The 25520-nt window shown below is 72.3% G+C and carries 25 protein-coding genes; 6 read left to right on the top strand and 19 right to left on the bottom strand.

Annotated features, from left to right (window positions below):
• Positions 1–32: 32 nt before the first annotated feature.
• From DVA86_RS21160 to DVA86_RS21135, 6 genes are all read right to left on the bottom strand, one after another.
• Positions 33–584, bottom strand: a complete 552-nt coding sequence (locus tag DVA86_RS21160; protein WP_208880532.1) for an RNA 2'-phosphotransferase — start codon at positions 582–584, stop codon at positions 33–35.
• Positions 585–713: 129 nt separating this feature from the next.
• The gene (locus DVA86_RS21155; RefSeq protein ID WP_208880530.1) at positions 714–932 is read right to left on the bottom strand and encodes a PIN domain-containing protein; all 219 of its coding nucleotides are present in this window, start codon (positions 930–932) and stop codon (positions 714–716) included.
• A 69-nt stretch (positions 933–1001) separates the two neighbouring features.
• Entirely contained in the window at positions 1002–1814 is an 813-nt protein-coding gene (locus DVA86_RS21150) for an SAM-dependent methyltransferase (protein WP_208880528.1), read from the bottom strand.
• A 142-nt stretch (positions 1815–1956) separates the two neighbouring features.
• Positions 1957–2733: a phosphotransferase gene (locus DVA86_RS21145; RefSeq protein ID WP_208880526.1), complete on the bottom strand. Its 777-nt coding sequence runs from the start codon at positions 2731–2733 to the stop codon at positions 1957–1959.
• Positions 2734–2862: 129 nt separating this feature from the next.
• Positions 2863–3465 (bottom strand): SRPBCC family protein, encoded by a 603-nt coding sequence (locus DVA86_RS21140; protein ID WP_208880525.1) that lies wholly within the window; start codon positions 3463–3465, stop codon positions 2863–2865.
• Positions 3462–3941: an ArsR/SmtB family transcription factor gene (locus tag DVA86_RS21135; RefSeq protein ID WP_245996837.1), complete on the bottom strand. Its 480-nt coding sequence runs from the start codon at positions 3939–3941 to the stop codon at positions 3462–3464. Before DVA86_RS21135 ends, DVA86_RS21140 begins: the two co-directional genes overlap by 4 nt.
• A gap of 129 nt (positions 3942–4070) precedes the next feature.
• On the opposite strand from DVA86_RS21135, the gene DVA86_RS21130 reads away from it, so the two are divergent.
• Positions 4071–5171, top strand: coding sequence for a ferric reductase-like transmembrane domain-containing protein (locus DVA86_RS21130; protein WP_222623341.1), 1101 nt, complete (start codon positions 4071–4073; stop codon positions 5169–5171).
• On the opposite strand, the gene DVA86_RS21125 is transcribed toward DVA86_RS21130, so the two are convergent.
• The 4 genes from DVA86_RS21125 to DVA86_RS21110 form a co-directional block, all read right to left on the bottom strand.
• Positions 5168–6271 carry a hypothetical protein gene (locus DVA86_RS21125; RefSeq protein WP_245996834.1) on the bottom strand — a complete coding sequence of 368 codons (1104 nt, stop codon included), beginning with the start codon at positions 6269–6271 and terminating at the stop codon, positions 5168–5170. The genes DVA86_RS21130 and DVA86_RS21125 overlap by 4 nt on opposite strands.
• Before the next feature lie 133 nt (positions 6272–6404).
• On the bottom strand, positions 6405–7514 hold the full coding sequence (locus DVA86_RS21120) for a MerR family transcriptional regulator (RefSeq protein ID WP_208880521.1): 1110 nt from the start codon (positions 7512–7514) through the stop codon (positions 6405–6407).
• A 106-nt stretch (positions 7515–7620) separates the two neighbouring features.
• Positions 7621–9402, bottom strand: coding sequence for an SDR family oxidoreductase (locus DVA86_RS21115; protein WP_208880519.1), 1782 nt, complete (start codon positions 9400–9402; stop codon positions 7621–7623).
• Positions 9399–10259: a M24 family metallopeptidase gene (locus DVA86_RS21110; RefSeq protein ID WP_425470891.1), complete on the bottom strand. Its 861-nt coding sequence runs from the start codon at positions 10257–10259 to the stop codon at positions 9399–9401. Before DVA86_RS21110 ends, DVA86_RS21115 begins: the two co-directional genes overlap by 4 nt.
• 293 nt (positions 10260–10552) lie before the next feature.
• Between DVA86_RS21110 and DVA86_RS21105 the strand changes: the two genes are divergently transcribed.
• The 4 genes from DVA86_RS21105 to DVA86_RS21090 are packed head-to-tail and all read left to right on the top strand — an operon-like array spanning position 10553 to position 14237.
• On the top strand, positions 10553–11632 hold the full coding sequence (locus tag DVA86_RS21105) for an ABC transporter ATP-binding protein (protein WP_245997691.1): 1080 nt from the start codon (positions 10553–10555) through the stop codon (positions 11630–11632).
• Positions 11622–12530, top strand: a complete 909-nt coding sequence (locus DVA86_RS21100; protein ID WP_208880514.1) for an ABC transporter permease — start codon at positions 11622–11624, stop codon at positions 12528–12530. The genes DVA86_RS21105 and DVA86_RS21100 overlap by 11 nt, the downstream gene beginning before the upstream one ends.
• A gap of 49 nt (positions 12531–12579) precedes the next feature.
• Positions 12580–13497, top strand: a complete 918-nt coding sequence (locus tag DVA86_RS21095) for an ABC transporter ATP-binding protein (RefSeq protein ID WP_208880512.1) — start codon at positions 12580–12582, stop codon at positions 13495–13497.
• Positions 13498–13511: 14 nt separating this feature from the next.
• Positions 13512–14237 carry an ABC transporter permease subunit gene (locus DVA86_RS21090; RefSeq protein ID WP_208880510.1) on the top strand — a complete coding sequence of 242 codons (726 nt, stop codon included), beginning with the start codon at positions 13512–13514 and terminating at the stop codon, positions 14235–14237.
• Between the two features lie 124 nt (positions 14238–14361).
• On the opposite strand, the gene DVA86_RS21085 is transcribed toward DVA86_RS21090, so the two are convergent.
• From DVA86_RS21085 to DVA86_RS21045, 9 genes are all read right to left on the bottom strand, one after another.
• Positions 14362–15195: an HAD family hydrolase gene (locus DVA86_RS21085; RefSeq protein ID WP_208884946.1), complete on the bottom strand. Its 834-nt coding sequence runs from the start codon at positions 15193–15195 to the stop codon at positions 14362–14364.
• 77 nt (positions 15196–15272) lie between these two features.
• Positions 15273–16562 (bottom strand): serine--tRNA ligase, encoded by a 1290-nt coding sequence (serS, locus tag DVA86_RS21080; protein WP_208880508.1) that lies wholly within the window; start codon positions 16560–16562, stop codon positions 15273–15275.
• Positions 16563–17112: 550 nt separating this feature from the next.
• A complete protein-coding gene (gene pheA, locus DVA86_RS21075; RefSeq protein WP_208880506.1) occupies positions 17113–18042 on the bottom strand; it encodes a prephenate dehydratase in 930 nt (309 codons plus the stop codon).
• A 63-nt stretch (positions 18043–18105) separates the two neighbouring features.
• Positions 18106–19353 carry an iron uptake transporter deferrochelatase/peroxidase subunit gene (efeB, locus tag DVA86_RS21070; protein ID WP_208880504.1) on the bottom strand — a complete coding sequence of 416 codons (1248 nt, stop codon included), beginning with the start codon at positions 19351–19353 and terminating at the stop codon, positions 18106–18108.
• Positions 19354–19433: 80 nt separating this feature from the next.
• The gene (locus DVA86_RS21065; protein ID WP_208884945.1) at positions 19434–21512 is read right to left on the bottom strand and encodes a copper resistance CopC/CopD family protein; all 2079 of its coding nucleotides are present in this window, start codon (positions 21510–21512) and stop codon (positions 19434–19436) included.
• Positions 21513–21526: 14 nt separating this feature from the next.
• Positions 21527–22015, bottom strand: coding sequence for a copper chaperone PCu(A)C (locus DVA86_RS21060; RefSeq protein WP_208884943.1), 489 nt, complete (start codon positions 22013–22015; stop codon positions 21527–21529).
• Positions 22015–22680 (bottom strand): SCO family protein, encoded by a 666-nt coding sequence (locus DVA86_RS21055; RefSeq protein ID WP_208880502.1) that lies wholly within the window; start codon positions 22678–22680, stop codon positions 22015–22017. Before DVA86_RS21055 ends, DVA86_RS21060 begins: the two co-directional genes overlap by 1 nt.
• Positions 22681–22769: 89 nt before the next feature.
• Positions 22770–23507 carry a YcnI family copper-binding membrane protein gene (locus DVA86_RS21050; protein ID WP_208880500.1) on the bottom strand — a complete coding sequence of 246 codons (738 nt, stop codon included), beginning with the start codon at positions 23505–23507 and terminating at the stop codon, positions 22770–22772.
• 347 nt (positions 23508–23854) lie between these two features.
• Positions 23855–24733: a hypothetical protein gene (locus tag DVA86_RS21045; protein WP_208880498.1), complete on the bottom strand. Its 879-nt coding sequence runs from the start codon at positions 24731–24733 to the stop codon at positions 23855–23857.
• Positions 24734–24951: 218 nt separating this feature from the next.
• On the opposite strand from DVA86_RS21045, the gene DVA86_RS21040 reads away from it, so the two are divergent.
• Positions 24952–25494, top strand: a complete 543-nt coding sequence (locus tag DVA86_RS21040; protein WP_208880497.1) for an ATP-binding protein — start codon at positions 24952–24954, stop codon at positions 25492–25494.
• Positions 25495–25520 lie beyond the last annotated feature (26 nt).

Genomic DNA, 25520 nt, shown 5'->3' with positions numbered 1-25520 from the left:
GAGTTGAGCGGGGAGCCGCCTGGCCGGTGCCGTCAGCGTTCCGCGAAGCGTATGTACGCGGGCGGCACCGCCTCCGCGAGCCACACCCCGTTCTCGCTCACCCGGAACGAGTGCCCGTCGCGGTGCATCGCCCCCGCCGCCACCGGCAGCACGACCGGCCTGCCGCGGCGCGCGCCGACGCGGGTGGCGGTGCCGCGGTCGGGGGAAAGGTGCACGGCGTGCCGGTTCATGGGCCGCAGGCCCTCCGCGCGGATCGCGGCCACGAAGCGGCTCACCGTGCCGTGGTACAGCCACTCCGGCGGCGGCACCGCGGGCAGGTCCAGCTCGACGGGGACGGAGTGGCCCTGGCTGGCGCGTATGCGGTCGTGTTCGGCGTCGAGTACGTAGCGGCGCTTGTCGTTGGAGGCGACGACCTCCGCCAACTCCTCCCGGCTGAACGGAAACCCGTGCGCCGCCGCGGCCCGCAGCAAGTCCTCGACCCCGGCCCAGCCGTGCGGGTCCAGCGTGAGCCCGATGCGTTCGGGCTGGTGGCGCAGGTGCTTGGCGAGGTACTTGGAGATGCGTACGGTCCGTTCGGCCTTCATGCCACCAGGGTGCCGGGGCGCCGGGCCGCTGTCGCCCGGGTTTCCACCGACGCGGCGCCCGGCCCGTACGCCCGCTCCGTACGAGCGCGTCCCCCGCGCCTGCGGTGCGGGGCACGGCAGTTGGCCCGGCTACGACGGGACGCGCAGCGTGCGTACGAGCTTCAGCGCCGCGTACGCATCCGGTTCAGACGTCAGCACCGGCAGCCCGTCCGGCCACTCCAGGGAAGGGCGCGCGAGGTGCACCGCGTGCGCGATGCGCCAGCTGTGGCCCTCCCGGACCAGCGAGGACACGGTGGACACCGCTGCGAAGTCGAGATGCACGATCTCGACGGCCGGGAGCGCCCCCACGTGGTCGGCGAGGCCTTCACGCGAGGAGTCGGCCGCGGCGAGGCAGAGCGTGGCGATACGGAGCGCGGGTCAGTTCTTGCGGGCCAGCCCCCCGTACACCGCGACCTCCTCCGGCGTGCCGAACGGGGCGATCTCCAGGCGCCACTGCGAGCACGTCACGACGCCCGGGGTGAGCATCTCCAAGCCGTCGAAGAAGCCGGTGATCTCCTCGGGGGTGCGCGGGGTGTACGGGGTGGCGCCGCTGCTCTCGTTGTGGCGGCGGATGGCCTCCACGTACGCGGGGTCGGTGGCGGAGCCGTCGTTCAGGCCGAGGTAGCTGCCGGGCGGGAGGGCGTCCAGCAGGCGGCGTACGACGTCGCGGGCCTCGTCGTAGTCCGGGACGAGGCCGAGGATGCCCATCAGCATCAGGCCGACCGGGCGGGAGAAGTCGAGGGTGTCGGCGGCCCGTTGGAGGATCCTGTCGGGGTCGCGAACGTCGGCGTCGATGTAGTCGCACGCGCCCTCGGGTGAACTGGCCAGCAGGGCGCGGGCGTGCGCGAGGACGAGCGGGTCGTTGTCCACGTACACGATCCGGCACTCGGGTGCGACACGCTGGGCGACCTCGTGCGTGTTGTCCTGGGTGGGCAGCCCGGTGCCGATGTCCAGGAACTGCCGTATGCCCGCCTCGCCCGCCAGGTGGCGTACGACGCGGCCGATGAAGGCCCGCGACTGGAAGGTGATGTCGCGCATGCCGGGGAAGACGGCGAGGACGCGTTCGGCGGCCTCGGCGTCGACGGGGTAGAAGTCCTTGCCGCCGACCAGGTAGTTCCAGATCCGCGCCGAGTGCGGGCGGGAGCTGTCCATGGTGTCGCTGCCGCTGGGCTGTCTGACGCTGTCCCTCATGTCGATCCGCTCCCTGGGTTCCCTCGTTGTGGTTCCGGTTCCCGTTTCGGTTCCGGCTCCGGTCGTGCGGGCCGGGCCGGTGGATCCGGTGATGCCGGTGGTTCCGGTTCGTACCGTCGCCGGGTCTGTCCCTCCCTGCTGTTCAGCCGCCGTGGCGCACGCCCGCCTCCAACTCCTCCCGGTGCGCCGCGACCCAGTGGGCCGCATGCCGTACGGAGTCCAGTACGCCCGTCGCGCGCAGCGTGACCGCGTGCGGCTCGCCCGCTTCCGCCTCGGCCTCGATGCCGCGCCAGCAGCGTTCCTGCCACCACAGGACCACCTCGATGAGTTCGGCGCGGTCGCTGTCCCCGAGACCGTACGCGTCGCACACCAGCCGTACGCGGGCACCGGCCGCGCGGGGGTCGGAGGCGGACGGGCCGAGGCGCAGGAACTGCCAGCAGACGTGGGCGACATCGTGCACGCGGCGCCCGGGTGCGGCCAGATCCCAGTCGAGGAGGGCCACCGGGTGCAGGTTCCCGTCGGTGGCGTCGCCGCCAGGGCGGGCGCGGTAGACGGTGTTCTTGGGCGACAGGTCGTTGTGGCAGACGACCTCGTGGCCCTCCGCCAGCGGTGTACCGGCCGTCAGATCGTGGAACTCCCGTACCAGCGCGGCCACTTCCGCCACGCCCTCGTCCGAGCCGACGGCGGGCGGCTGCTGGGCGGGCGGCTCCCAGGCGACGTGGCCGGGGAGGTAACTCAGCACCTCGCGGCCCTCGTCGTCCGTGCCGAGATGGCGCGGAGCGCCGTCCCAGCCGGCGGCGGCGAGGAAGTCCAGCAGGCGGCGTACGTACTCCGCGCGCGGCGACGGGGCGCGGCGCACCGTGTCGCCCACGCGTACGGGGGTGCTGACGAAGCCTCCGGGGAGCGGCGTGCCGGTCATGGCTCCATCCTGCGCCAACGGCACCGGAGTGGATACCTGGGGGCGGACATCCGGCCATTACGCGCCGGGAGGCATGCGCCGGGACGTACGCGGCGGACGTCCGGGTCGGGGCGTACGTACGCCGCCGGTTCAGCCGGCGTGCGCGGGCGGCGTCGGCGGCAGTGCCTCGAAGTACGCCTGCTGGGAGGGGTAGTAGTCGTCGAAGTCCGGCAGCGGGGCGCCGTCGCGTGCGGCGGTGAGCATGTCGAGGTAGTACTCCCAGCCGGGGCCGATCTCGCCGAGCCCTTCGGCGGTGGGGCGGTGGTGGACGAGGCGGAGTTCGGTGGTGCCGTCGGTCTCGGACAGGAGCAGCTCCATGGGCCAGGACTCGGCCTCGCCCGCCCCGTCGGCCACTTCCGCCTGTGGCGCGTCCGCCTCCTGCGGCTCGTCCGTACCGCCGGGCATGGAGACGGCCAGGCGGTACGGCGGTTCGCAGGCGTCGATGCGCATCGGGCACCAGGGCGCCCCATCCTCGAACGCCATCTGCACCTCGATGGTCTTCCCGGGCCCGCCCTCCCCGCGCCACGCGCCGAACCAGCGTGCGCTGCGCTCGGGTTCGGCGACGCTCGCCCACACGTCGTCGACGGGCGCGCGGAACGTACGGGTCAGGACCAGGTCGTAGCCGTCAGCGGTGCGTACGAGACGGCCGGTGGGCGTCGGTGTGGGCAGCGGGGTGTGCGGTGAGGGGGTCATGCGGGCTCCTCCTTGGAGTGCTGTACGGCGGTGTCGCCACGGGTTGTGCCGCTGCCGGCGGCCCCGGCGGCGCGCTCCCGATCCCGGCCCCGTTCTCGTTCGCGCTCCCGCTCGCGTTCGCGGCGGGTGCGGTGGACCTCGGTGCCGAGCGCGTCGAGCCGGTGCTCCCAGCCGGACGGGCGGGTGAACCGGCCGATCCACTCCTCGAGTCCGGCGAACCGCGACACGTCGAGCGCGTAGAGCCGCTGCCTGCCGACGGGCTCGTCGCGGACGAGGCCGCTCTCGCGGAGCACGCGCAGATGGCGGCTGATCGCGGGGCGGCTGACCGTGAACTGCCCGGCGATCCCGCCAGCGGAGTGCGGGCCGGTGCGCAGGATGTCGAGGATCTTCCGGCGTATGGGGTCGGCGAGGGCCCCGGCCACGGCATCCAGCTGCTGCGGCCCGGGCTCCTCGGCGGGTGCGGGGAGTTGACTCACAAGGGAAGTGTAACTCATGCGTTACGCGTTCTGTGATTGGACTGGACCAATCGCGCTGTGCGGTGCACAGTGCGGTGACGGGGGTGGGGCGGCGGAGGTGGACGGGGCGAACGGGAAGGCGGTGTCCGCGTGACGGAGTCTCCGGAACAGACCACGGAGGCGGCAGCGAAGGGGACGGCGGAGGCGACGGAGCCGCGTCGTCCGGTACGGCGCCGCCGCTGGATCGACGGGACAGCCTTACGCGCGGACCTGCGCGCCGCCGTGCCCGACGCCACGGCGGCACTCGTCGTCACGGCCCTGATCTACGCGTGGCTGCACGCCCGCGTGGCCTCCGGTGCCTCCGCGACGACCGAGGTCATGCCCTTCCTGGCGGACGCCGGCACGTACTGGATGTACTGGCTCTGCCAGGCCTTCGGCTGGTCCGGGCTCCTCTGGGCCTGGATAACCATCGTCCTCGGCTTCGTCCGCTCCAGCGCGCGGTCCCGCCTGCTGCGGATCCCCACCGCCCGTATCGAACGCTGGCACCGCACCACCAGCCTCACCACCATCGGGCTGATGTTCGCGCACGCGTTCATGTTCTTCGCCGAACTCGTCCGCGACAACGGCGACGAACTCGCCTGGCCCGGCCGCCTCACCAGCGCCTTCACCGACGTCTTCGTGCCGGGCGCGTACGCGTCGGGGACCGGCCGTGTCGCCATCCTGCTCGGGCTGCTCGCGTTCTACCTCGCCATACCGCTCGGCCTCGCCTACTACCTACGGCGCACCACCGGCGGCCGCATGTGGCGTGCGCTGCACCGCTTCATCGTCGTCGTCTACGTGCTGAGCGTGTGGCACACGCTGCTGTACGGCACGAACGTCTGGTACGACGGCTCCTTCCGCACCCTGGTCTGGCTGCTCCAACTGCCCATCGCCGCACTGTTCCTGGCCCGCCTCCTCGCCCCCGCCCGGCGCGGCGAACGGCTGGCGTACGGGGCGCCGGCGTACGCGGTCCGGCTGGCGGGGCGGCTGGCGGTCGCGGCCACGGCCGTGGTGCTCCTCGCGGTGCCGGCCACCGGCCGGGACGGCGGCCGTACGCCCGGAGGTGAGACCGCCGAACCGGCGGTCTCACCCGGCACGGTCTGGGTGGGACTCGCGATGCTCTGCGCAACGGTCGCCCTCACCGCGTACCGCACCCGCCCGTCGCAGGCCACCCGCCGGGCGCGCAGCGCGCGTTCGGGGGAGCAGGCCTAGCCGTAGCGCTCGATACGGAGTTGGGCTGGCGGCTGCGTCGAGTAGCGGGTGGTGGTCCCGACAGCCCATACGGTGTCGGTGCCGGGGACGGTCGCGAGGTCCGTCATCATCGGTGTCAACCCTTCGGCGAGCGGGCCGCGTTCGCCGGTCCAGCCGTCGCCGCTGCGGCGGAGGTAGTGGGTGCGGGTGCCGTCCCAGAAGTCCCAGCCGGATATCAGCGCGGGCCGGCCCCGGGCGTCGCCGACGATGGAGTGCAGCGCGCCGACGGTGAACGGGAGCGCTTCCCTGTCGGAGAGCCACTCGGTGCCGTTCCAGCGGGCCAGTACGACGCTCGGGGGTTTTCCCGGCGGACCGCCAGGCCCGAACGCCGCGCCCACCGCCCACGCGTCGTCCGGCGCCACCGGCAGCAGGCCGGTGACGGTGAGCCGGATGCCGGCGGGGACGGGGAGGACCGTCCAACTCCGGTGGTCCCAGCGGGCGATGGCGTCGCGGGACACCCAGACCGAGCCGTCGGGTGCCAGGTGGACGTTCCACAGGGCGGCCGTACCCTCCGGCAGCGGCGGAAGCCAGCGCCACACCCGCCCGTCCCAGTGCAGCAGCCGGGCACGGCCGTCGTGGACGCCGGCGGCCCACGCACGGCCGTCGTCCGCGACGGTGACGGCGGAGAGGCTGGTGCCGGCGTCTCCGCGGCCGGGGAAGTCGGCGTCCTGCCAGGTCGCGCCGTCCCAGCGGAGCAGATGGCCGGAGCCGTCGCCGGTATCGCCGCCGATGGCCCAGGCCGCCTCGGGGGACGTCCCGGCGACCTCGACGACGGCGCCGGCGAAACCGAGGTGGGTCAGGTCGGTGTGCGACCAGGCCGCGCCGTCCCAGTGGACGGCCAACGGGCGTCCCGGCGCCGAGCCGTTACGCGCCTGCTCGCCGACGGCCCAGGCGCAGTCCGGGCCAGCGGCGGCCGCCTTCAGCAGCCGGGCGGCCTCGGCACCGGGCGGGACGGCGGCCTGCTGCCAGCCCTGCGCCGTCCGCCCGAGGCGCTGCCGGGCGGACGCCCCGACGGCGGTCGCGGCCTGCGGCACGGCGCCGAGCCCGAGCCCCGCTGTCACGCCCGCTAATCCTGTGACGAAGTGTCGTCTTCGCATGGATCGATCCCCTCTACGGTGGGTTCGCGAGAAGCATCCTCAACCAGGCGGCCCTAGAGGGCAATGAGCGCACCTGAGTCATTCGCGGCGGGGACTGTCACACACCTGACGTGTCCTTCCTCCCGCCGCCGTCCCGGCCGCCCGCGTCGGTCAGGCGGTCCATCGTGCGGGCCGCGACCTCGCGTTCGGCCGCCGCCGCCACGAACGCGGCCGTGTGCTCGGCGCCCACCAGCGCACGTACGGACTCCACCGTCGCCGCCGGCAGCAGCACCGCCTCCTCAGCTGCCCCTCCCCCTGCCGCGATCGCACTCTCCGCTGCGGGGGCTGTCCCCGGCGCCCGTATCTCCTCCGCCACGGCCCCCGGTCCGGGCTCGGGCGCCCACCCGCATCCGGCGGCAGCGCCGCTCCCGGTCCCGGTCCCGGTCCCAGTCCCGGTTCCGGGTGCGGGTGCGGGTGCGGCGGTGGGCGGTGCCGTGGCGCTGCGGAGGTGGTCGCGGAGACTGCGGGTGGCCACCAGCTGCATGGCACGGGCCAGTTCCGCGTCCACCGCCTGCTGCGCCAGCGGACGCAGCCTCCGCACGAGATCGGCCGCCTCGCTGACCTCCGTGCTGCTCGGCGTGTGCCCGAGGTAGCGGACGAAGACGTGCTCGTTGGTGAAGTCCAGGAACCGCGTGGCTATGTGCTCCACCCGGCCCCGCAGCTCCCGCAGATGAGCGCTGATCGCCGACAGCGGCACCCCCGCCTTGTGCAACTCGGCGGCCACCGCCAGCTCCTGAGGGCTGGGCACCACGAACTCCCCGCCGCTGTCCGGGACGGGAACGAGCACACCGAGCGAAACCGCCTCCGCCACGGCGTCGTCGTCGTACTCGCCGCCGAACAGCTCGTTCAGCTCGGCCCGGGTGAGACGGCTCGACTCCTCGTCGCTCCAGGGGCCGTCCACCTCCGTGACCAGGCCGAGCACCCCGCCCAGACCGCGGCCCGCGTCCCACGCCTCCAGCAGCTCCTTGATCGAGGCCAGCGTGTAGCCGCGGTCCAGCAGCCCGGCTATCTGCCGCAGCCGGGCGAGATGCGTGTCGTCGTAGACGTTCGCCCGGCCGCGCCGCTCCGGCTTGGGAAGGAGCCCGCGGTCCTGGTAGGCGCGGATCGTACGGACCGTGGCGCCGCTGCGGTGCGCCAGATCCTCTATGCGGTACTCCGCCGCTGGCACGTCCTCACCCCCTTCTCTCCTGCTACTTCCGGTTCTTCTCCCGGAGCCCGGCTCCTGTTCCGGTGGCCCCTCTCCTCACATCTCCTCACACCGCGGTCTGTTCTCCTCACACCCGTGGTCTGACGCGGGCCAACGCCCGGACCACACGCGGCGACAGCCGGGACAGCAGCCGCGCGCCGTGCGCTTCCGGCGTGACCGGGACGACCGCCTCGTTGCGTATGACCGCGCGGAGCACAGCGTCGGCGACCTTCTCCGGCGGGTAGTTCCGCAGCCCGTACAGCCGGGTGGTCCGGTCCTGGTGACGCTTCTCCTCCTCCTCGTCCGTGCCCACGAAACGGGTCGTGGCCGTGATGTTGGTGTTGACCACGCCGGGGCATATCGCGGACACCCCGATGCCCTGGCCGGCCAACTCCGCGCGCAGGCACTCGCTCAGCATCAGCACGGCGGCCTTGGATGTCGCGTACGCGGGCAGCGCGCGCGTGGGCTGGAAGGCGATGGCCGAGGCGGTGTTCACGATGTGGCCGCCCTGCCCACGCTCGGCCATCTGTCTGCCGAACGTCCGGCAGCCGTGGATGACACCCCACAGATTGACGTCGAGAGTCCGCTGCCAGTCCTCGACGCTGGTGTCCATGAAGTCCCCGGTCACGCCCGTGCCGGCGTTGTTGACCAGCACGTCCACGACACCGTGTTCCGCCGCGGTACGGGCGGCGAGCTTCTCCATGGCCTGCCCGTCGCCGACGTCGACGGTCTCGGGCCAGGCGTCCGGGGCGCCCACCAGGCGGGCCATCTCGGCCGTACGTGCCGCGCCTTCGGCATCGCGGTCGACGACGACTATCCGTGCGCCCGCCTCGGCGAAGGCGAACGCGGTCGCCCGGCCGATGCCACTGGCCGCGCCGGTGACCAGCACGAGCTGTCCGCCGAACCGCTCGGCGTAGCGGCCGGTCCGCGGCGCCGCCAACTGTGCCGGGACGCCGGCCGCATCCGGCTCGCTGGCGGTCGCGAACTCGCTGATCCAGACCGCCAGCTGGTCCGGCCTGGTACGCGGCACCCAGTGCTTGGCGGGCAGCGTGTGTCGCGTGAGCTGGGGCGCCCACAGCTCCAGCTCGTCGTACAGCTGCTCGCTCAGGAAGGCGTCCTCGGTGGGCGTGATCAGCTGCACGGGAGCGTGGGCGTAGCAGTCGTCGCGCGGGCGGCGCAGCCGCGAGCGGATGTTGTCGCGGTAGAGCCAGGCGCCGTGCGCGGCGTCGGTGGGCAGCGAGGGCGTCGGATAGGCGCCGGCCGGGACCTTCTCCAGTTTCCGGAGGATGCGCGGCCAGCTCTTGCCGAGCGGGCCCTTCCAGGCCAGCTCCGGCAGGACCGGTGTGTGCAGCGCGTAGACGTACCACGACTTGGCGCCCTGGCCGAGGAGTTGGGCGATCCGGCGGGGTGTCGGCCGGGCCAGCCGCTTCTTGATCCAGTGCCCGAAGTGGTCCAGGGACGGCCCGGACATCGAGGTGAAGGAGGCGATGCGGCCCTCGGTGCGGCGCACCGTCACGAACTCCCAGCCCTGGACCGAACCCCAGTCGTGTCCGACGAGGTGCACCGGCGCGTCGGGGCTCACCGCGTCGAGCACCGTGAGGAAGTCGTCCGTCAGCTTCTCGAGGGTGAACCCGCCGCGCAGCGGCTTCGGCGCCGAGGAGCGGCCGCACCCCCGCACGTCGTACAGCACCACGTGGAAGCGGTCCCGCAGCCGCCGCGCGACGGGCGCCCAGACCTCCTTGCTGTCCGGATAGCCGTGCAGCAGCACGACGGTCGGATGCGCCGGGTCGCCCAGCTCGGCGACGCAGAGCTCGACTCCCTCGCCCGTACGGACCCGGCGCTCCCGCGCCCCTTCCAATCCGTCAGTCATGCGGCCCTCTCCTCCCGCCAGCGCCGCACGTGCGGCAGATCGTCGTCCAGCCAGAAGGCGCTCTCCTCGGGGTCCCGGGAGTCGGTGACGACCAGGATCTCCTCGAACTTGGCGCCGGTGCCGCGGAACCCGAGATGCGGCGCGACCGCCCACAGTCCGGGCTGCGGCGGGTGGTCGGAGAAGCGGTACGGACTCCACAGCGGTGACCAGCCGTCCCGGTGCCCGTGCACGGCGTCTCTCGCCAGCCCTTTCAGGGCCTGGGCTCCGAAGCCGAACAGCGTGGGTGCCCAACGGCGTTGGGGAACGCGGTCCACCTTGTGCGCGATCACCCCGAACGGGTATGCGCGGTGCCTGTTCGCGTACCCCTGGCGTGCCATGAGGCGGTCCACTTCGCGGTAGATCTCGCGCAGCGAGCGGCGCTCCCGCACTTCCCGCAGCACCAGTTCGCGGTGGGCCTCCAGGTCGGCGAGGAGCCTGTCGTGCACGGGATTGGGACCCAGACTGCCCGAATAGCCGATGTCGGCCGTGCAGCCCCGGAGGATCGGCGCCATGTCGAGGATGAACGGCATCCCCGGCTCGAGCGCGCGGTCGGTGGGAAAGAACCGGAACGGGAAGCGGAATCCGGCGAAGGCCGTGCGGTCGCCGAACCAGGCGAAGGGCAGATGGAACCAGTCCCGCACCCCGCGCTCGCGCAGCCAGTCCCGCTGCATGCTGGCCGCCTCGCGCTCCGTGACTCCCGGCGCGAGCTGCGCGGCGACCGCCTCCGCGCACGCGTAACTGAGCCGCTGCACCTCTCTGAACCCGCGCAGGTCCGCGGACCCGGTCCCGGGTGCCGCCGGCGTTGATCCCGCTGCCATCGACCCCATCACGGCACCCCCTCGCCAGTTCTCGGCACTCGTACGCCCTTGTGCGCCTTCGTGTGCACAACGTGACATCAACGACTGTGACAACGCTCGATGGCGGCGTCAAGAGCCGCACGCAGCCTGTGGATACCGAAGGTAACGGCACTTTCGTCCGGGTGTCCCCGACGCGGACCCCAGCTTTCGTACCGGTGCCCTTAGGGGCACGTCCCTCTCGGGTACGACGCCAATCCAGACCCATGGAGGGACGTGCCGCCGTGCACAAAGGCACTAACTTCGAGCAGGTGACTGTGATCGCGACCCAAAGCCTGACCATGCGGTACCCACGGGTGACCGCTCTCGACCGGCTGACCGTGGACATCACACCAGGTGTAACCGGTCTGGTGGGTGCCAACGGCGCCGGCAAGTCAACCCTGATCAAGATCCTTCTCGGGTTGTCCGCCGCCACCGAAGGCAGCGCACGCGTCCTCGGCCTGGACGTGTCCCGCGAGGGCGGAGCCATCCGGGAACGCGTGGGGTACATGCCGGAGCACGACTGCCTGCCCCCCGACGTCTCGGCGACCGAGTTCGTCGTCCACATGGCGCGGATGTCCGGCCTGCCCCCGACGGCGGCACGCGAGCGCACCGCGGACACCCTGCGCCACGTGGGCCTGTACGAGGAGCGGTACCGCTCCATGGGCGGCTATTCGACCGGCATGAAGCAGCGCGTCAAACTCGCCCAGGCCCTCGTCCACGACCCGCAGTTGGTGCTGCTGGACGAGCCCACGAACGGCCTGGACCCCGTCGGCCGCGACGACATGCTCGACCTGATCCGCCGCGTTCACACCGACTTCGGCATCTCCGTTCTGGTCACCTCGCACCTGCTGGGCGAGTTGGAGCGCACCTGCGACCACGTCGTCGTCATCGACGGCGGACAGCTCCTGCGCTCCTCGTCCACCGCCGACTTCACCCAGGACGCCGCCTCCCTCGCAGTCGAGGTCACGGACACCGACGCACAGCCCGACGGTACGGCCGCGCTGCGCGCCGCACTCACCTCCGCCGGACTCACCGTGCGGACGCCCGCCGCCGAAGGCGCCCCCGGCAGCGGACACGTCCTCCTCGTCGACGTCGAGGGCGACACCGTGCCCGACACCGTCCGGGACGCCGTCGTCGACCTCGGACTCGGCCTGATCCGGATGGAACAGCGCAGGCACCACATATCCGAGGTGTTCTCCGACGACGCCCCGGCCACCGGAAGCCCCGACGACGGGCACGGCCCCGCCGGCGGCACCTCCGGCACGGACAAGACCACCGCATCCCACGGTCCCGCCGCGCAGCGGCAGTTCGCGGGAGCACGCGCGCAGGAAGGGGGCAGCGGCGATGTCGCCTGAGCCCAGCCCGACGGCCGCCGCACCACGCGGCGCGGACGTCATCCACAACATCGGTTACCGCAACTACGACGGCCCCCGCCTCGGCCGCGCCTACGCTCGCCGCTCGCTGTTCATCCAGTCCCTGCGGAGCGCGTACGGACTCGGCCGCGCGGCCAAGTCCAAAGTGCTGCCGATGATCCTGTTCGCCGTGATGACGCTCCCGGCCGGCATCCTCGTCGCCGTCACCGTCACCACCGGCGGCGACGAACTCCCCGTGAAATACGCCGAGTACGCGGTGCAGCTCCAGCCCGTGATCGCCATCTTCGTGGCCGCCGTCGCACCCCAGGCCGTCTCACTCGACCTGCGCTTCAAGACCATCCCGCTGTACTTCTCCCGGCCCATCGAGCGCATCGACTACGTCCTCGCGAAGTCCGCCGCGCTCTCCGCGGCACTCTTCATCTTCATCGCCGCCCCCGTCGTGATCCTTTACGCCGGAGCGCTGCTCGCCAAGCTCGACTTCACCGACCAGACCGTCGGCTTCGCCCAGGGCACCGTCTTCGCCGCGATATACGCCCTCGTGTACGCCGGACTCGGCCTCGCCATCGCCGCCCTCACACCGCGCCGTGGCTTCGGAGTCGCCGCGATCATCGCCGTCCTGACCATCCCCTACATGCTCATCAGCGCCCTTCAGGGCATCGCCGAGCAGCAGGGCAGCGGCTCGGTCGGCTGGCTCGGTGCCGCCTCACCAGGCACGCTCCTCGCAGGCGTCCAGGAGAAGTTCTTCGGCGGCATCTCCGCCTTCCCCGGCAGCGTGCAGCTCAGCAACGCCGAAGGCGCCGTCTACCTCCTGCTCATAGCCGCGCTGATCGCCGGTTCGTTCGCGCTTCTGCAGCGCCGCTACCGAAAGGCCGGGCTGTGACCGCCCACCCGTCGCCCGCCACCACCGTTCTAAGGAATGGGCCGCGCCCATGAGTACCCTCACCATCGACCACACCTCCCGCTGGTTCGGGAACGTCGTGGCCGTCAACGACATCACGATGGAAATCGCCCCCGGCGTGACCGGACTGCTCGGGCCCAACGGCGCCGGAAAATCCACCCTCATCCACATGATGGGCGGCTTCCTCGCCCCTTCGACCGGCAGCGTCACCCTGGACGGGACCCCGATCTGGCGCAACGAGAAGGCGTACCACGAGATCGGCCTCGTGCCCGAGCGCGAGGGCATGTACGACTTCCTCAAGGGCCACGAGTTCGTCCTCGCCAACGCCGAGCTGCACGGCCTCCCCGACCCCGGCGCCGCGGCCCAACGAGCCCTCGCCACCGTCGACATGGAGTACGCGCAGGACCGCCGCATCTCCACGTACAGCAAGGGCATGCGGCAGCGCGTCAAAATGGCCTCCGCGCTCGTCCACGACCCGTCCGTGCTGCTGCTGGACGAGCCGTTCAACGGCATGGACCCGCGCCAGCGCATGCACCTGATGGAGCTGCTGCGGAAGATGGGTGACGACGGCCGCACCGTCCTCTTCTCCTCCCACATCCTGGAGGAGGTCGAGCAACTCGCCTCCCACATCGAGGTGATCGTCGCCGGACGGCACGCCGCCAGCGGCAACTTCCGCAAGATCCGCCGCCTGATGACCGACCGTCCGCACCGCTACCTCGTACGCTCCAGCGACGACCGGGCACTCGCCGCCGCCCTCATCGCCGACCCCTCCACGGCCGGCATCGAGGTCGACCTCGGCGAACACGCCCTGCGCATCCAGGCGGTCGACTTCACCCGCTTCACCGAGCTCCTCCCGCGGGTCGCCCGCGCACAGGGCATCCGGCTCCACACGGTTTCGCCCTCGGACGAGTCCCTGGAGAGCGTCTTCTCGTACCTCGTCGCGGCCTGAAAGGAGCCTGAGCGATGTCCGCGTACAACCCAACGGTCGCCCGGCTCACCTACCGTGCGCTCCTCGGGCGCCGCCGCGCACTGATCCTCTGCGTGCTGCCCGCACTGCTGATCGCCGTCGCCGTCGCCGTCCGCGCCATGGTCGGCGCCGACGACGACGTCACCGCCGAACTCCTCGGCGGCTTCGCCCTCGCCACGATGGTGCCGCTCGTCGGCGTCATCGCCGGCACCGGTGCCATCGGCCCGGAGATAGACGACGGCTCCGTCGTCTATCTGCTGGCGAAACCGCTCAAGCGGCCGACGATCATCTTCACGAAACTGATCGTCGCCATCGGCGTCACCATCGCCTTCTCCGCGGTGCCGACGCTCATAGCGGGCTTCATCCTGAACGGCAACAGCCAGCAACTGGCCGTCGCCTACGCCCTCGCCGCGGCCGTCGCCTCGGTGGCGTACAGCGCGCTGTTCCTCCTGCTCGGCACCGTCAGCAGGCACGCCGTCGTCATCGGCCTCGTCTACGCGCTGATATGGGAGGCACTCTTCGGCAGTCTGGTCCCCGGCGCACGCACACTCTCCGTACAGCAGTGGGCGCTGTCGCTCGCAGAGAAGATCGGCGGCGAGGGCCTGATCGAGTCCGACGTCGGCCTTCCCGTCGCGGTCGTGATGCTCGCCGTGGTGACCGCGGGCGGTGCCTGGTGGGCGGGCCAGAAGCTGCGCACGCTGACCCTCGCCGGAGAGGGCTGAGCGGCAGACCCGACCGGTCCGGTGCCGTGTCGCCACAGCACCGGACCGGTACGGGCCGCGATGGCGCCCGGGCCGCGATGCTCACCGGGCGAGGAGGCCCGGCCCTCCGCAAGTCCGGGCGTGGTCAGCGGGCGAGAAGCTTCTCCAGCATCACCGCGATGCCGTCCGCGTCGTTCGACGCCGTCACCTCGTCCGCCACCGCCAGCAGCTCCGGGTGCGCGTTCGCCATCGCCACGCCGTGCGCCGCCCAGCCGAACATCGGTATGTCGTTGGGCATGTCACCGAACGCGACCGTCTCCGCCGCGCGCACCCCCAGCCGGCGGGCCGCCAGCGACAGCCCCTTCGCCTTGCTCAGGCCCAGAGGCAGCAGTTCGACGATCCCTGCCCCCGCCATCATCACGCCCACCAGGTCGCCCGCGACCTCCCGCGCCTTGGCAGCGAGTTCGTCGTCGGTCAGCTCCGGGTGCTGCACGTAGATCTTGTTGACCGGAGCCGCCCACAGCTCCGCCGGGTCCTCGTACGGCAGCACCGGCAGCGGCCCCTCCTGATGCCGGTAGCCGGGCCCGACCACCACCGCACCGTCGAGACCGTCCCGCGAGGCCGCCAGCGCCAGCGGGCCGACCTCCGCCTCGATCTTCGCCAGCGCCACCCCGGCCAGCTGCCGGTCCAGCGTCACCGAGGTCAGCAGCCGCTGCTCGCCCGCGTGGTACACCTGCGCGCCCTGCCCGCAGACCGCCAGCCCTGTATGCCCCAGCTCGGCCAGCACGTGCCGCGTCCACGGCACCGCCCGCCCCGTCACCACGATGTGCGCTGCCCCCCGCGCGCACGCCGCGTCGAGCGCGTCACGCGTGCGCCGCGAGATCGAGTCGTCGGAACGCAGCAGCGTGCCGTCCAGGTCGGTGGCGATCAGCTTGTACGGGAACGGGGCGGGGATCGCGGGCGCGCCCGCCGCGGTCACCCCGCGGTCGGCGTCCCCGCGGTCGGCGTCCCCCCGGTCGGCGTCCCCCAGGCCGGCGCGCCCGCTGTCGGCGCCCGTCACTTCGCGACCGGTTCCAGCACCTCGCGCCCGCCCAGATACGGCCGCAGCACCTCCGGCACCCACACCGACCCGTCCGCCTGCTGGTGGTTCTCCAGCAGCGCCACGATCGTGCGGGGCACCGCGCACAGCGTGCCGTTCAGCGTCGCCAGCGGCCGTACGCCGCCCCCGTCCTGGCCCTTGCCGCGCATCCGCACGGAAAGCCGCCGGGCCTGGAACTCGTCGCAGTTCGACGCCGACGTCAGCTCCCGGAACTTCTCCTGCGTCGGAATCCACGCCTCGCAGTCGAACTTCCGCGAGGCCGAAGCCCCCAGGTCGCCGCTCGCCACGTCGATCACCTGGAACGGCAGCCCCAGCCCCGACAGCCACTGCTTCTCCCACTCCAGCAGCCGCCTGTGCTCCGCCTCCGCCTCCTCCGGCGCGACGAACGAGAACATCTCCACCTTGTCGAACTGGTGCACACGGAAGATGCCCCGCGTGTCCTTCCCGTACGAGCCGGCCTCCCGCCGGAAGCACGGCGAGAACCCGGCGTAGCGCAGCGGCAGCCGGTCCGCGTCGATGATCTCGTCCAGGTGGTACGCCGCCAGCGGCACCTCCGAGGTGCCGACCAGGTACAGGTCGTCCTGCTCCAGGTGGTACACGTCGTCGGCCGCCTGCCCCAGGAAGCCGGTGCCCTCCATGGCCTGCGGCTTGACCAGGGCAGGCGTCAGCATCGGTACGAAGCCGGCCTCGCCCGCCTGTGCGATCGCGGCGTTCACCAGGGCCAGTTCGAGCAGGGCGCCGACACCCGTCAGGTAGTAGAAGCGGGCGCCGGACACCTTCGCGGCGCGCTCCACGTCGATGGCGCCGAGCAGCTGCCCCAGCTCCAGGTGGTCCTTGGGGGTGAAGCCCTCGGCTGCGAAGTCCCGCGGCTCGCCGACCGTCTCCAGGACGGTGAAGTCCTCCTCACCGCCGACGGGCACGTCGGGGTGCACGACGTTGCCCAGCCGGCGCAGCAGCTCCTGCGCCTCGGCCGCCGCCTCGTCCTGCTCGGCGTCAGCGGCCTTCACCGCGGACGACAGCTCGCCCGCCTTCTGCAGCAGGGCGGCCTTCTCGTCGCCCTCGGCCTTCGGGATCAGCTTGCCGAGCTGCTTCTGCTCGGAGCGCAGCTGGTCGAAGCGGACGCTGGACGACCGGCGTCGTTCGTCGGCGGAGAGCAGGGCGTCGACGATGTCGACATCCGCTCCACGGGCTCGCTGCGAGGCGCGCACACGGTCTGGGTCCGTTCGGAGGAGGCGAAGGTCAATCACCCCGCCAGGGTACCGGTGCCCCTTCACCGCCCTCGACTCGATATCCGGTTTCGCTCGCTTATGTCCATTTTGAGGGAATAGTGAATCGGGTACGCCGTGTCGTCCACGGCTTGTGTACGGGAATCCGGAATTCTCCCTCCCGTTACCTGCGGGCGGCTTCCTGTCAGCGGTTTCGCCGCCTGAGGACGGGGTCGGGAGGGGGTGCGGGGGAATCTTATCCACAGACCCCTGGGGTACCCGCCTAAGTTATCCACAGGTTTGGGGTGGGCTGTGGAAATTACCGGAGGCTCGCTTGTCGGAAAGTGCGGTGGCGCAGAATCCCCCTCTCGCGTGAGGGATACACCCGGTTTCGCGAAGGAATGCGTCACTCCAAAGAGTTGATCGAGGTAATTGGGGTGACGTACGTTGTTTCGGAGTGTTGTGGATGCCTGCGAGGTCTCCATGCCGTTTTGTCGACAGCGTCCGTTTCGTGTGTCGACTTGTGCACAGGCATCCCCGGCACCCTGTGGATAACTTTGTGGGGGCCGGCCCCGTGGTCCCTCCGAGGCCCTCAGGCCCGCCCGTCCAGGCACCGGGTCAGCCAGTCCGCCGCCGCCACGAACTCCTCGTCCGTGGTCCCCGGGTTCAGCGTCGGCCGCACCTCGTCCGCCCGCGGGTACGACCCCAGGAAGCGCACCTTCTGGCACGCCCGCTTCAGCCCCATCAGTACGTCGCCCACGCGCCGGTCCGACACGTGCCCCTCGCAGTCGACCGAGAAGCAGTAGCGCCCGATCCCCTCGCCTGTCGGCCGCGACTCGATCCGCATCATGCTCACGCCGCGCGACGCGAACTCGTGCAGCAGCTCCAGCAGCGCACCCGGGTGGTCCTCGCGCAGCCACATCACCACCGACGTCTTGTCCGCCCCCGTACGTGCCGCGGGCCGCGCCGGCCGGCCCACCAGCACGAACCGGGTCGTCGCGTTCTGCGCGTCGTGGATGTCCGTGACCAGCGGCTCCAGCCCGTACGGTGCCGCCGCGAACTCGCCCGCGAACGCCGCGTCGTACCGCCCCTCCTGCACCAGCCGCGCACCGTCCGCGTTCGACGCGGCCGACTCCCACTGCGCGTCCGGCAGCGTCGCCGCCAGCCAGTTGCGCACCTGTGGCTGCGCGACGGGGTGCCCGGTCACCGTCTTCACGCTCTCCAGCGCCATGCCGGGCCGTACGAGCAGCGCGAACGCGATGGGCAGCAGCACCTCGCGGTAGATCATCAGCGGTTCGCCGCCGGCCAGTTCGTCCAGGGTGGCGGTGACGCCGCCCTCCACCGAGTTCTCGATCGGCACCAGTGCGGCGGCCGCCTCCCCGGCCCGTACGGCGTCCAGCGCGGCGGGCACCGACACCATCGGCAGCAGCTCGCGCGTGGCGGCCTCGGGCAGGGTGCGCAGGGCGGCCTCGGTGAAGGTCCCTTCGGGACCCAGGTACGTATAGCGGCTCGCGGGTGACATGCAGCCACATTAGTCGCGCGTACGGCGGTCGCGCCCCGCGAGGCCTCGCCCCCCGCTGAGGGCTCAGCCCTCGAGCAGCCGCTGCCCCACGTACTCGCCCTCGCCCGCGCCGCCCGGCACCGCGAACAGCGCGCTGGCCTCGTGCCGGATGAAGCGGGACAGGGCGTCGCCGCTGTCGAGCTTCCGCTGCACCGGGACGAAGCCGGTCAGCGGGTCCGCCTGCCAGGCGACGAACAGCAGGCCCGCGTCGGGTGAGCCGTCGTCGCGGAAGCCGTCGTGGTACGAGAAGGAGCGGCGGAGCATGGCGGCGCCGCCGTTGGTGTCCGGGGCCGTCACCCGTACGTGGGCGTCCGCGGCGATGGCGAGGCCGCCGTCCGCCTTCCGCTTCTCCATGTTCACGGCGGTCGTCTCGGTGCCGCCGGACAGCGGGGCGCCGTCCGACTTGCGGCGGCCGATGACCTTCTCCTGCTGTGCGAGCGACTGCTCGTCCCAGTTGTCGAGGAGCATCCGGATGCGCCGGAACACCGCGTACGAGCCGTCCTCCATCCAGCCGGGCGGGCCGCCGGGCGGCACGAAGACCCGCTTGTCGAAGTCGGAGTCGGACGGCTTGGGGTTGTTGGTGCCGTCGACCTGGCCCATGAGGTTGCGCATGGTCTTGGGGTGCGGGGTCGCGCCGACGGCGCGGTTGAATCCGTTCATCTGCCAGCGCACGCGGGCGGTGCCGGCGGCGTCGCGCTGGACCGCGCGGAGCGCGTGGAAGGCGACGAGGCCGTCGTCGGCGCCGATCTGCACCCACAGGTCGCCGTTCGAGCGCTTCTCGTCGAGGGCGTCGCGGGAGAACTGGGGGAGCGGCGCCAGCGCTTCGGGCCGCTGCGCGGTGAGGCCCGTACGGCTGAAGAAGCCGCGCCCGAAGCCGAAGGTCACGGTGAGCGAGGAGGGACCGGCGTCCAGGGCCACCCCGGAGTGGCCGTCGGGCGCTGGATCGCCGGCCATGAGGGCGGAGGCCGTACGGGACCAGCGGCGCAGCAGTGCGGCGGCCTCCTTGCGGCCCGCGCCGGAGGCCAGGTCGAAGGCGACGAGGTGGCCGTGCGCCTGGAGAGGCGTGGTGATGCCGGGCTGGTGCTTGCCGTGGAAGGCGACCTCGGTCGAGCCGACGGTGGCGAGCGCGGTGGGCGGTTCGTCCTGGGCGGCGGACTGGCCGAGGGCGCCGCCCGTGCCGCCCAGCGCGAGCCCGGTGGCGCCCGCGGCGCCGACGGTGCCGAGGAGGCGGCGCCGGGTGAGGCTGAGGTCGTGCTCGTTCTTGGCGTTCATGGTTCCGGTTCCGGTCCTGGTCCTTGTGGTGGTCCTGGTCCTGTGGTGGTCCTGTGTGTTCCTGGTGGTGGGCCGGCGGGTCAGCCGATCCGTACGGTCTTGGTCTCGGTCACCTGGTCGATGTCCGAGGTGCGGATGGTGAGGGCGATCTTCCACTCGCCGGCCACGGGCAGCCGTACGCCGGTGTCCGTCCAGTGGCCCGTACCGGCCGCGCGGGGTGTGCTGCGCAGCGGGCCGAGGTCCTGGGAGGGGAGGGTGAAGGCGATCTTCACCTCGGGGGCGGCGAGCGGTTTCCCGTCGGGGGCGGTGGTGCGCAGGTCGAGTGCGTTCCGGCCGGTGCGGCCGGGGTCGAGGGTGACCTCGGCGGTGCCCGCGCCCTTGGGGCCGCCGGTGTCGAAGGGGAGGCTGAAGCTCACCGGCCGCTCGGGCACGGCGGCGGGCGCGTCGCCGGTCCGCTGCGCGGCCTCGGCGGTACGGCCGGGCTCGGTGCCGGTCAGTACGGTCGTCACGGCGAGTACGACGACGGCGACGCCCGCCTCGGCCAGTACGGACCGGCGCAGTCCGGCGCGCTGCGGGTCCGCGTCGCGTGCGCGCTTGCGGCGCGCGGTCGCGGCGGCGGCGCGCTGGCGGGCGAGTTGGGCGGCGCGTACGGGGTCGGGTGCGGGGCCGGGTGCGGACGCGTGGGCGTGTGCGGGTTCCGGTTCCGGATCAGGTTCCGGGTCCGGGTTCGGGTCCGGTTCGGTGTCCGCGGGGGCCGGCGGCGGGTCGGTGAGACGGGCCGTCCAGCGGCGCGAGAACCAGCCCAGGCAGAGCAGCACCCCGATCAGGCCGACCTTCACGAGCAGTAGCTGCCCGTACCCGGTGTCCACGAGCGCGGACCAGGAGCCGACCTGCCGCCAGGACTGGTAGAGGCCGGTCGCCGCGAGCGCGAGGACGCTGCCGAACGCGAGCCGCGAGAAGCGGCGTACGGCGGTGGCGGTGACGGGCGCGCCCCGGTGGAGCGCGGTGAGCAGGGTGGCGAGGCCGCCGAGCCAGGCGGCGACGGCGAGCAGGTGGACGACGTCGAGGGGCATGGCGAGTGAGGTCTGGATGCCGGTGGAGGCGTGTTCGGCCATGGCCCAGGTGGCGCCGAGCCCGGTGGCCACGACGCCGCCGCCGAGCGCGAGTCCGAAGAAGAGGTCGCGCCGTTCGGCGGCGGTACGGACGTTCTCCTTCCGTTCCGTTTCCCCGTCCGCGGCCGGTTCCGTATCGCCGGCCGGTCCCTCCGCCGGTTCCGCCGCCGGTTCCGCCGCCGGTTCCTCCGCCGGCGCGCTCCTCGTGTATGTGCCGAACAGCACCGACAGGAACAGCGCCGCCGCCGCGAGCAGCAGCAGCCGCGAGACCAGTGCGGCCCCCGGCTTCGTACCGACCGCCGCCTTCAGCCCGGCCAGGTCGAAGACGTCCGCCAGCCCCCCGCCGTCGTCGTACGGGTGCCGCAGCAGCAGCATGACCAGCGTGGCCGCCGTCACCGCGACCCAGCCGCCCGCGACCAGCCGCTGCACGGCGCGTACGCGCGCCCCGCCCGGCCAGCAGGCCAGGACGAACGCGGCGCCGCCGACCAGCAGGACGAAGCCCGCGTACGCCGCGTAGCGCCCCACGTCGTACAGGAAGCCGACCGTGCCGCCGCCCGCCTCCTGCTGCGGCAGGCCGACGGACGTCTTCGAGGGGGCGCCGATGGAGAAGGTGAACGCGCCGGACACCGGGTGGCTGTCGGCCGACACCGCCTTCCACGCCACCGTGTACGTGCCGTCGGGCAGCCCGCCGCGCAGGCTGGTGCCGTATCTGACGAGGTCACCGCTGCACAGGTCGATCAGTTCGCCGGTGTCGGCGCGTTCGCCGTCCGGGTCGAGCACGCGTATCGAGTCGTCGGACATCGAGACGCCTTCGGAGAAGGTCAGCGTGACCTCCTTGGGCGCGCTGCCCACCACCGCGCCGTCGGCCGGGTCGCTGCCGGTCAGCACGGCGTGCGCGGAGGCGGGGGCAGCCGTTCCGAGCAGCAGTGCGCAGAGGGCGGCGAGTACGCCGAGGGCGCCGAGCACGGCGGTTCCGCGCCGGCCCCGTCGCCCCGTACGCACCCGTGCCCCTGACCGTGGGCGCGGCCGTGGTGCGGTGGTGAGCAGCACGCTTCAGCACCTCATTTCGCGGGTGTGTAGTTCGTCGCCTTGACCGGGACGGACACGGTGATCGGGTCGGACTTCTCGAAGTGCAGCTTCACGGTGACCTTGTCGCCCTCGGCCGGCTTGCGCTTGAGGTCGAGGAACATCAGGTGGTTCCCGCCCCGGCTGAGGGCGAGTTCGCCGTCCGCGGGCACCGGGAACGACTTCACCTGCTGCATCTGCTGGTCGACCGTCTTGTGCATCTCCACGGTCTTCGCGATGTCGGTGGTGACGGAGGTGAGCTTGTCGTCCTCGTCGCCCTTGTTCTCGATGACCATGAAGCCGCCCGCCATGTCGTTCATGACGGGCTGCGGCATGTACGCCCCGCTCGGCTTCAGTTCCGGCCTGGCGCCGGGTTCCGAATCGGAGTCCGATCCGGAACCCGAAGAGGAACCGCAGCCGCCGAGCGCGAGCGTGCCGGCGAGCGCCGCGGTGGCGGCGTACGCGGTGCGGCGGGGGAGGCGGATCACGGGGTGCCTCCCTTGATGACGGTCGGGAGTTCCTTCGTCAGGACCTGTGCGGTGGCGTTCTGTTCGGTGTAGATGACGTGCGCCTTGTCGTCCTTCGGGGAGTACGCGAGCACCTGCGCGCCGTGTGTGGACACGATGTCGCCGTTCTTCTTCTCGTACGAGGGCTCGATGTGCACGCCGACGCTGCGCGCGCCCGCCTGGATGGTGGCGAAGTCGCCGGTCAGCCCGACGAACGACGGGTCGTGCATGCGCAGCCACTTGCCCAGCCGCTTCGGGGTGTCGCGCTTCGGGTCGGAGGTGACGAAGACGACCTTGAGCTTCTGCTGGTCCGCCTTGCTGAGTTTGGACTTGGCGATGGCGATGTTGCTCATGGTGAGCGGGCAGACGTCGGGGCAGTTGGTGTAGCCGAAGTAGATGAGAGTGGGCTGCCCCTTCGTCTCGTCGATCAGGTCGTACTCCTTGCCTTTGGTGTCGGTGAGTGTCAGATCGGGCTTCTCGAAGGGCCGGTCGAGTACGGCGCCGGCCTTCTTCTGGTCGCTCTCGACCTTTGCGGGTGCGGAGTCGTCGCTGCCGCCGTCCTCGCCGCCGCCGCAGGCGGTGAGGGCGAGGGCCGCCGCGACGAGCGCGGCGGCGGCAGCCGTACGGGTTCTTGTCGTGCGCATGGGCTTTTCCTGGTGTGCTGAGGGTGCTGGGCGTGCTGGGCGTGCTGGCTGTGCTGAGCGCGCCGGGCGTGCTCGGGATGCTGGGCGGGTCATGCGGAACGGCGCCGTCCGGCGAGTACGCCGAAGGCCACGCCGGCCACTCCGACGACGATGCCGATCACGCCGAGGACGCGGGCGGTGGTGTCCGCGCCGTCGGAGTCGGAGCTGTCGGCGGCGTTCTCGGTCTTCTCGCCGGCCTGGCTGTTCCCGCTGTTCTCCCCGTTCTTGGCGTCGGAGCCGGAACCGGTCTGCTCGTCGGCGGCCGCCAGCTTGAGTACGGGAGCCGGGTGCTCCGGTTCCGCGGCGCCCTCCTTCGGCTCCTCGATCCAGCGCACGACCTCCTTGCTGTCGTACGTCTGGAGGGACTTGAAGACGAGCTGACCCGTGTCCTCCGGCAGCTGGCCCATCGAGACGGGGAACTGCTGGAACTGCCCCGGCTCGATCTTCCCGCCCGACCACGTGATCTTCGTGACGGCCTCGGTGAGCTTCTCGCCGTGCGACTCGATCGGCTTGTCCAGCTTGGACTTGGTGACCTTGACGTCCCAGCCGGGCACCGGCTGCGGCATCACGGACGCGAGCGGGTGGCCGGTGGGCAGGTTGACCTCGAGTTTGACCGTGGACGCGTCGTCCCGCTCGTTGGGGACCTTGAAGGTGACGGTGCTGTAGTCGCCCTTCGCGGCCTCCTCCGGTTCGACGGAGACGTGCGCGGAGGCGGTGCCCGCGGCGACCAGTACGGCGGACGCGGCGAGCACGCCGGCGGTCGCGACGCGGCGGTGGGAGGTCTTCATGTGTGTTTCCTTCTGGCTTCTGTGGCAGGTGTGTTCGGCACGCGCGCGCACGGCGTGACACGGCGCGGCGGCGTGGCGCGAACTCGGACTGGGCGCACGGCGGCAGGAGGCGCAGGCGTGCACGGGCGCGGCGTTCGGCCGGCCGCTCGGCGGGCACGTACGCGGTGGTGCGTGCGTACGTGCGCGTGCTGCGGCGCGTGCCTACGCGTCCGTGCTGCTGCCGGTGCCGTCGCGCGGGGCCGGCGTACGGGCCCCGCCGCGCCGCATGTCCCGCACCCGCACCCGCGCCGGCCACCGGCGGCCGGTCCTGGAAGGGGCGGCCGGGGTCGGTCGTACGGGCGGACGCGTCACGCGGCGAGCGCGAGGCTTTCCGCCGCCCGCGGTGGCCCGCGCCGCTGTACGCCGTGGTGCAGCAGCACCGAACGGGGCACGCGCACATCGTGCGCCCCCGTGGTGATGTGCGGCGCCGGGGCGTCCGGAAGCAGTCCGGTGCGCAGGGCGCGTACGTACGCGAGGGCCGTACGCAGCTCCCGTACGGTCGCCAGGTCCTCCGCACGCGCGGCGGCACCCGCCGAGATCCGGACCAGCCGCCACAGCGCGGCCTCGCCGCGGCGCAGCAGCCAGCCGGTGGCCAGGGCGGCGAGCAGGTGACCGGCCAGCATGGGCGCGGAGCACTGCGCGAACGCGGCGTTCACCGCGGCCCGCAGGCACTCCGCGGGTGTGTCCGGCGCGGCGGCCGCACCTGTGGCCGCCGCGGCGTCGGCCCCGGCGTGTGCCGCGTGCCCGCCGCTGAGGTCGCGGCCGGCGGTGCCGGCGAGGTCGCCCATGCCGGCGTGCGCGATGACCTGGCGGGCCTGGGACTCGCTCAGGGCGGCGGCGGCGCCGTCGTTGCACAGCAGTTCCGCGGCGAGCGCCCGCAGCCCTCCGCCCCCTCCCGCGCCGCCGCCCGCCGCCTGGTGCTGCGGCGCCGCGTGCTGCCCGTACGAGAAGAGGGTGTGCAGGGTGACCTGGCCCAGCGCCAGTACGGCCGCGATCCCCGGCAGCGACCGCTCGCGTCCGGCGAGCGGCGCGGCCACCGCGAAGACCAGCGCGCAGCCGGCACCCAGCGACCACAGCGGAACGAACGCCGTACCGGCCAGGAAGACGTGTCCCACGACGGACAGTGCGACGCAGACCGCGGTGAACACCGCAGCCCGCAGAAGTCTGAGATCCGCACCGGCAGTCATGGCGGCGACATCATCTCACCGCCACCGCGGCCCGGATCGAGCGGCCCTGAAACTTGTCACGTCACGCGCAATACACGCCGCGGCCCCCGCTCCGCATCGGCTGAACGGGCGGACTCATCCCATAACCACGCTTACTACGCGTCTCAACCGGAAATACGTACCGACATGGCCGGTCGGCCCCTCGCGGACTCACACGAGCCGCAGCCTGGAGGGTGAGCATGAGCATCTGGTGGTCGCTCCATCTGCGCCGCGAAGCGGCCAGCGTGCCCCTCGCCCGGCGATTGCTGCTCGGCACGATGGAGACCGCGGGCGTCGACCGCGAGATCTCGTACGAGCTGGCGGTCGCCCTCTCGGAAGCCTGCGCGAACGCCGTCGAGCACGGCACCAACGAACGCACCGACGCGTACCGCGTGACCGCCTGCATCGACGGTGACACGTGCCACGTCGAGGTCACGGACGCGGGCCCGGGCTTCCCGGACACGGACACGCCCGACGCAGACGCGTCCGGCACGGACGCGTCCGGCACGGATACGCCCGCCGAGCACGCGCCCGCCGAGCACGCGCCCGCCCCCGCCGGTGCGCCCTTCGCGCCGCCGCCCGCGCCCGCGCCGCCCGTCGCGGAGGACGGGCGCGGGCTGCGCATCATCGAGACGCTCGCGGACCACGTCCGCTTCCACAACCGCCCCAACAGCGGCGGCGCCGTGGTCAGCTTCGACAAGATTCTCAAGTGGCGCGACGACTCCCTGCTGAAGGTCTCCTGACGGGAGCGCAGCTCAAGCGGGACGAA

It is taken from the genome of Streptomyces armeniacus (assembly GCF_003355155.1).
In the GTDB taxonomy this organism is placed as follows: domain Bacteria; phylum Actinomycetota; class Actinomycetes; order Streptomycetales; family Streptomycetaceae; genus Streptomyces; species Streptomyces armeniacus.
This window is presented reverse-complemented; position numbering and strand designations above follow the sequence as displayed.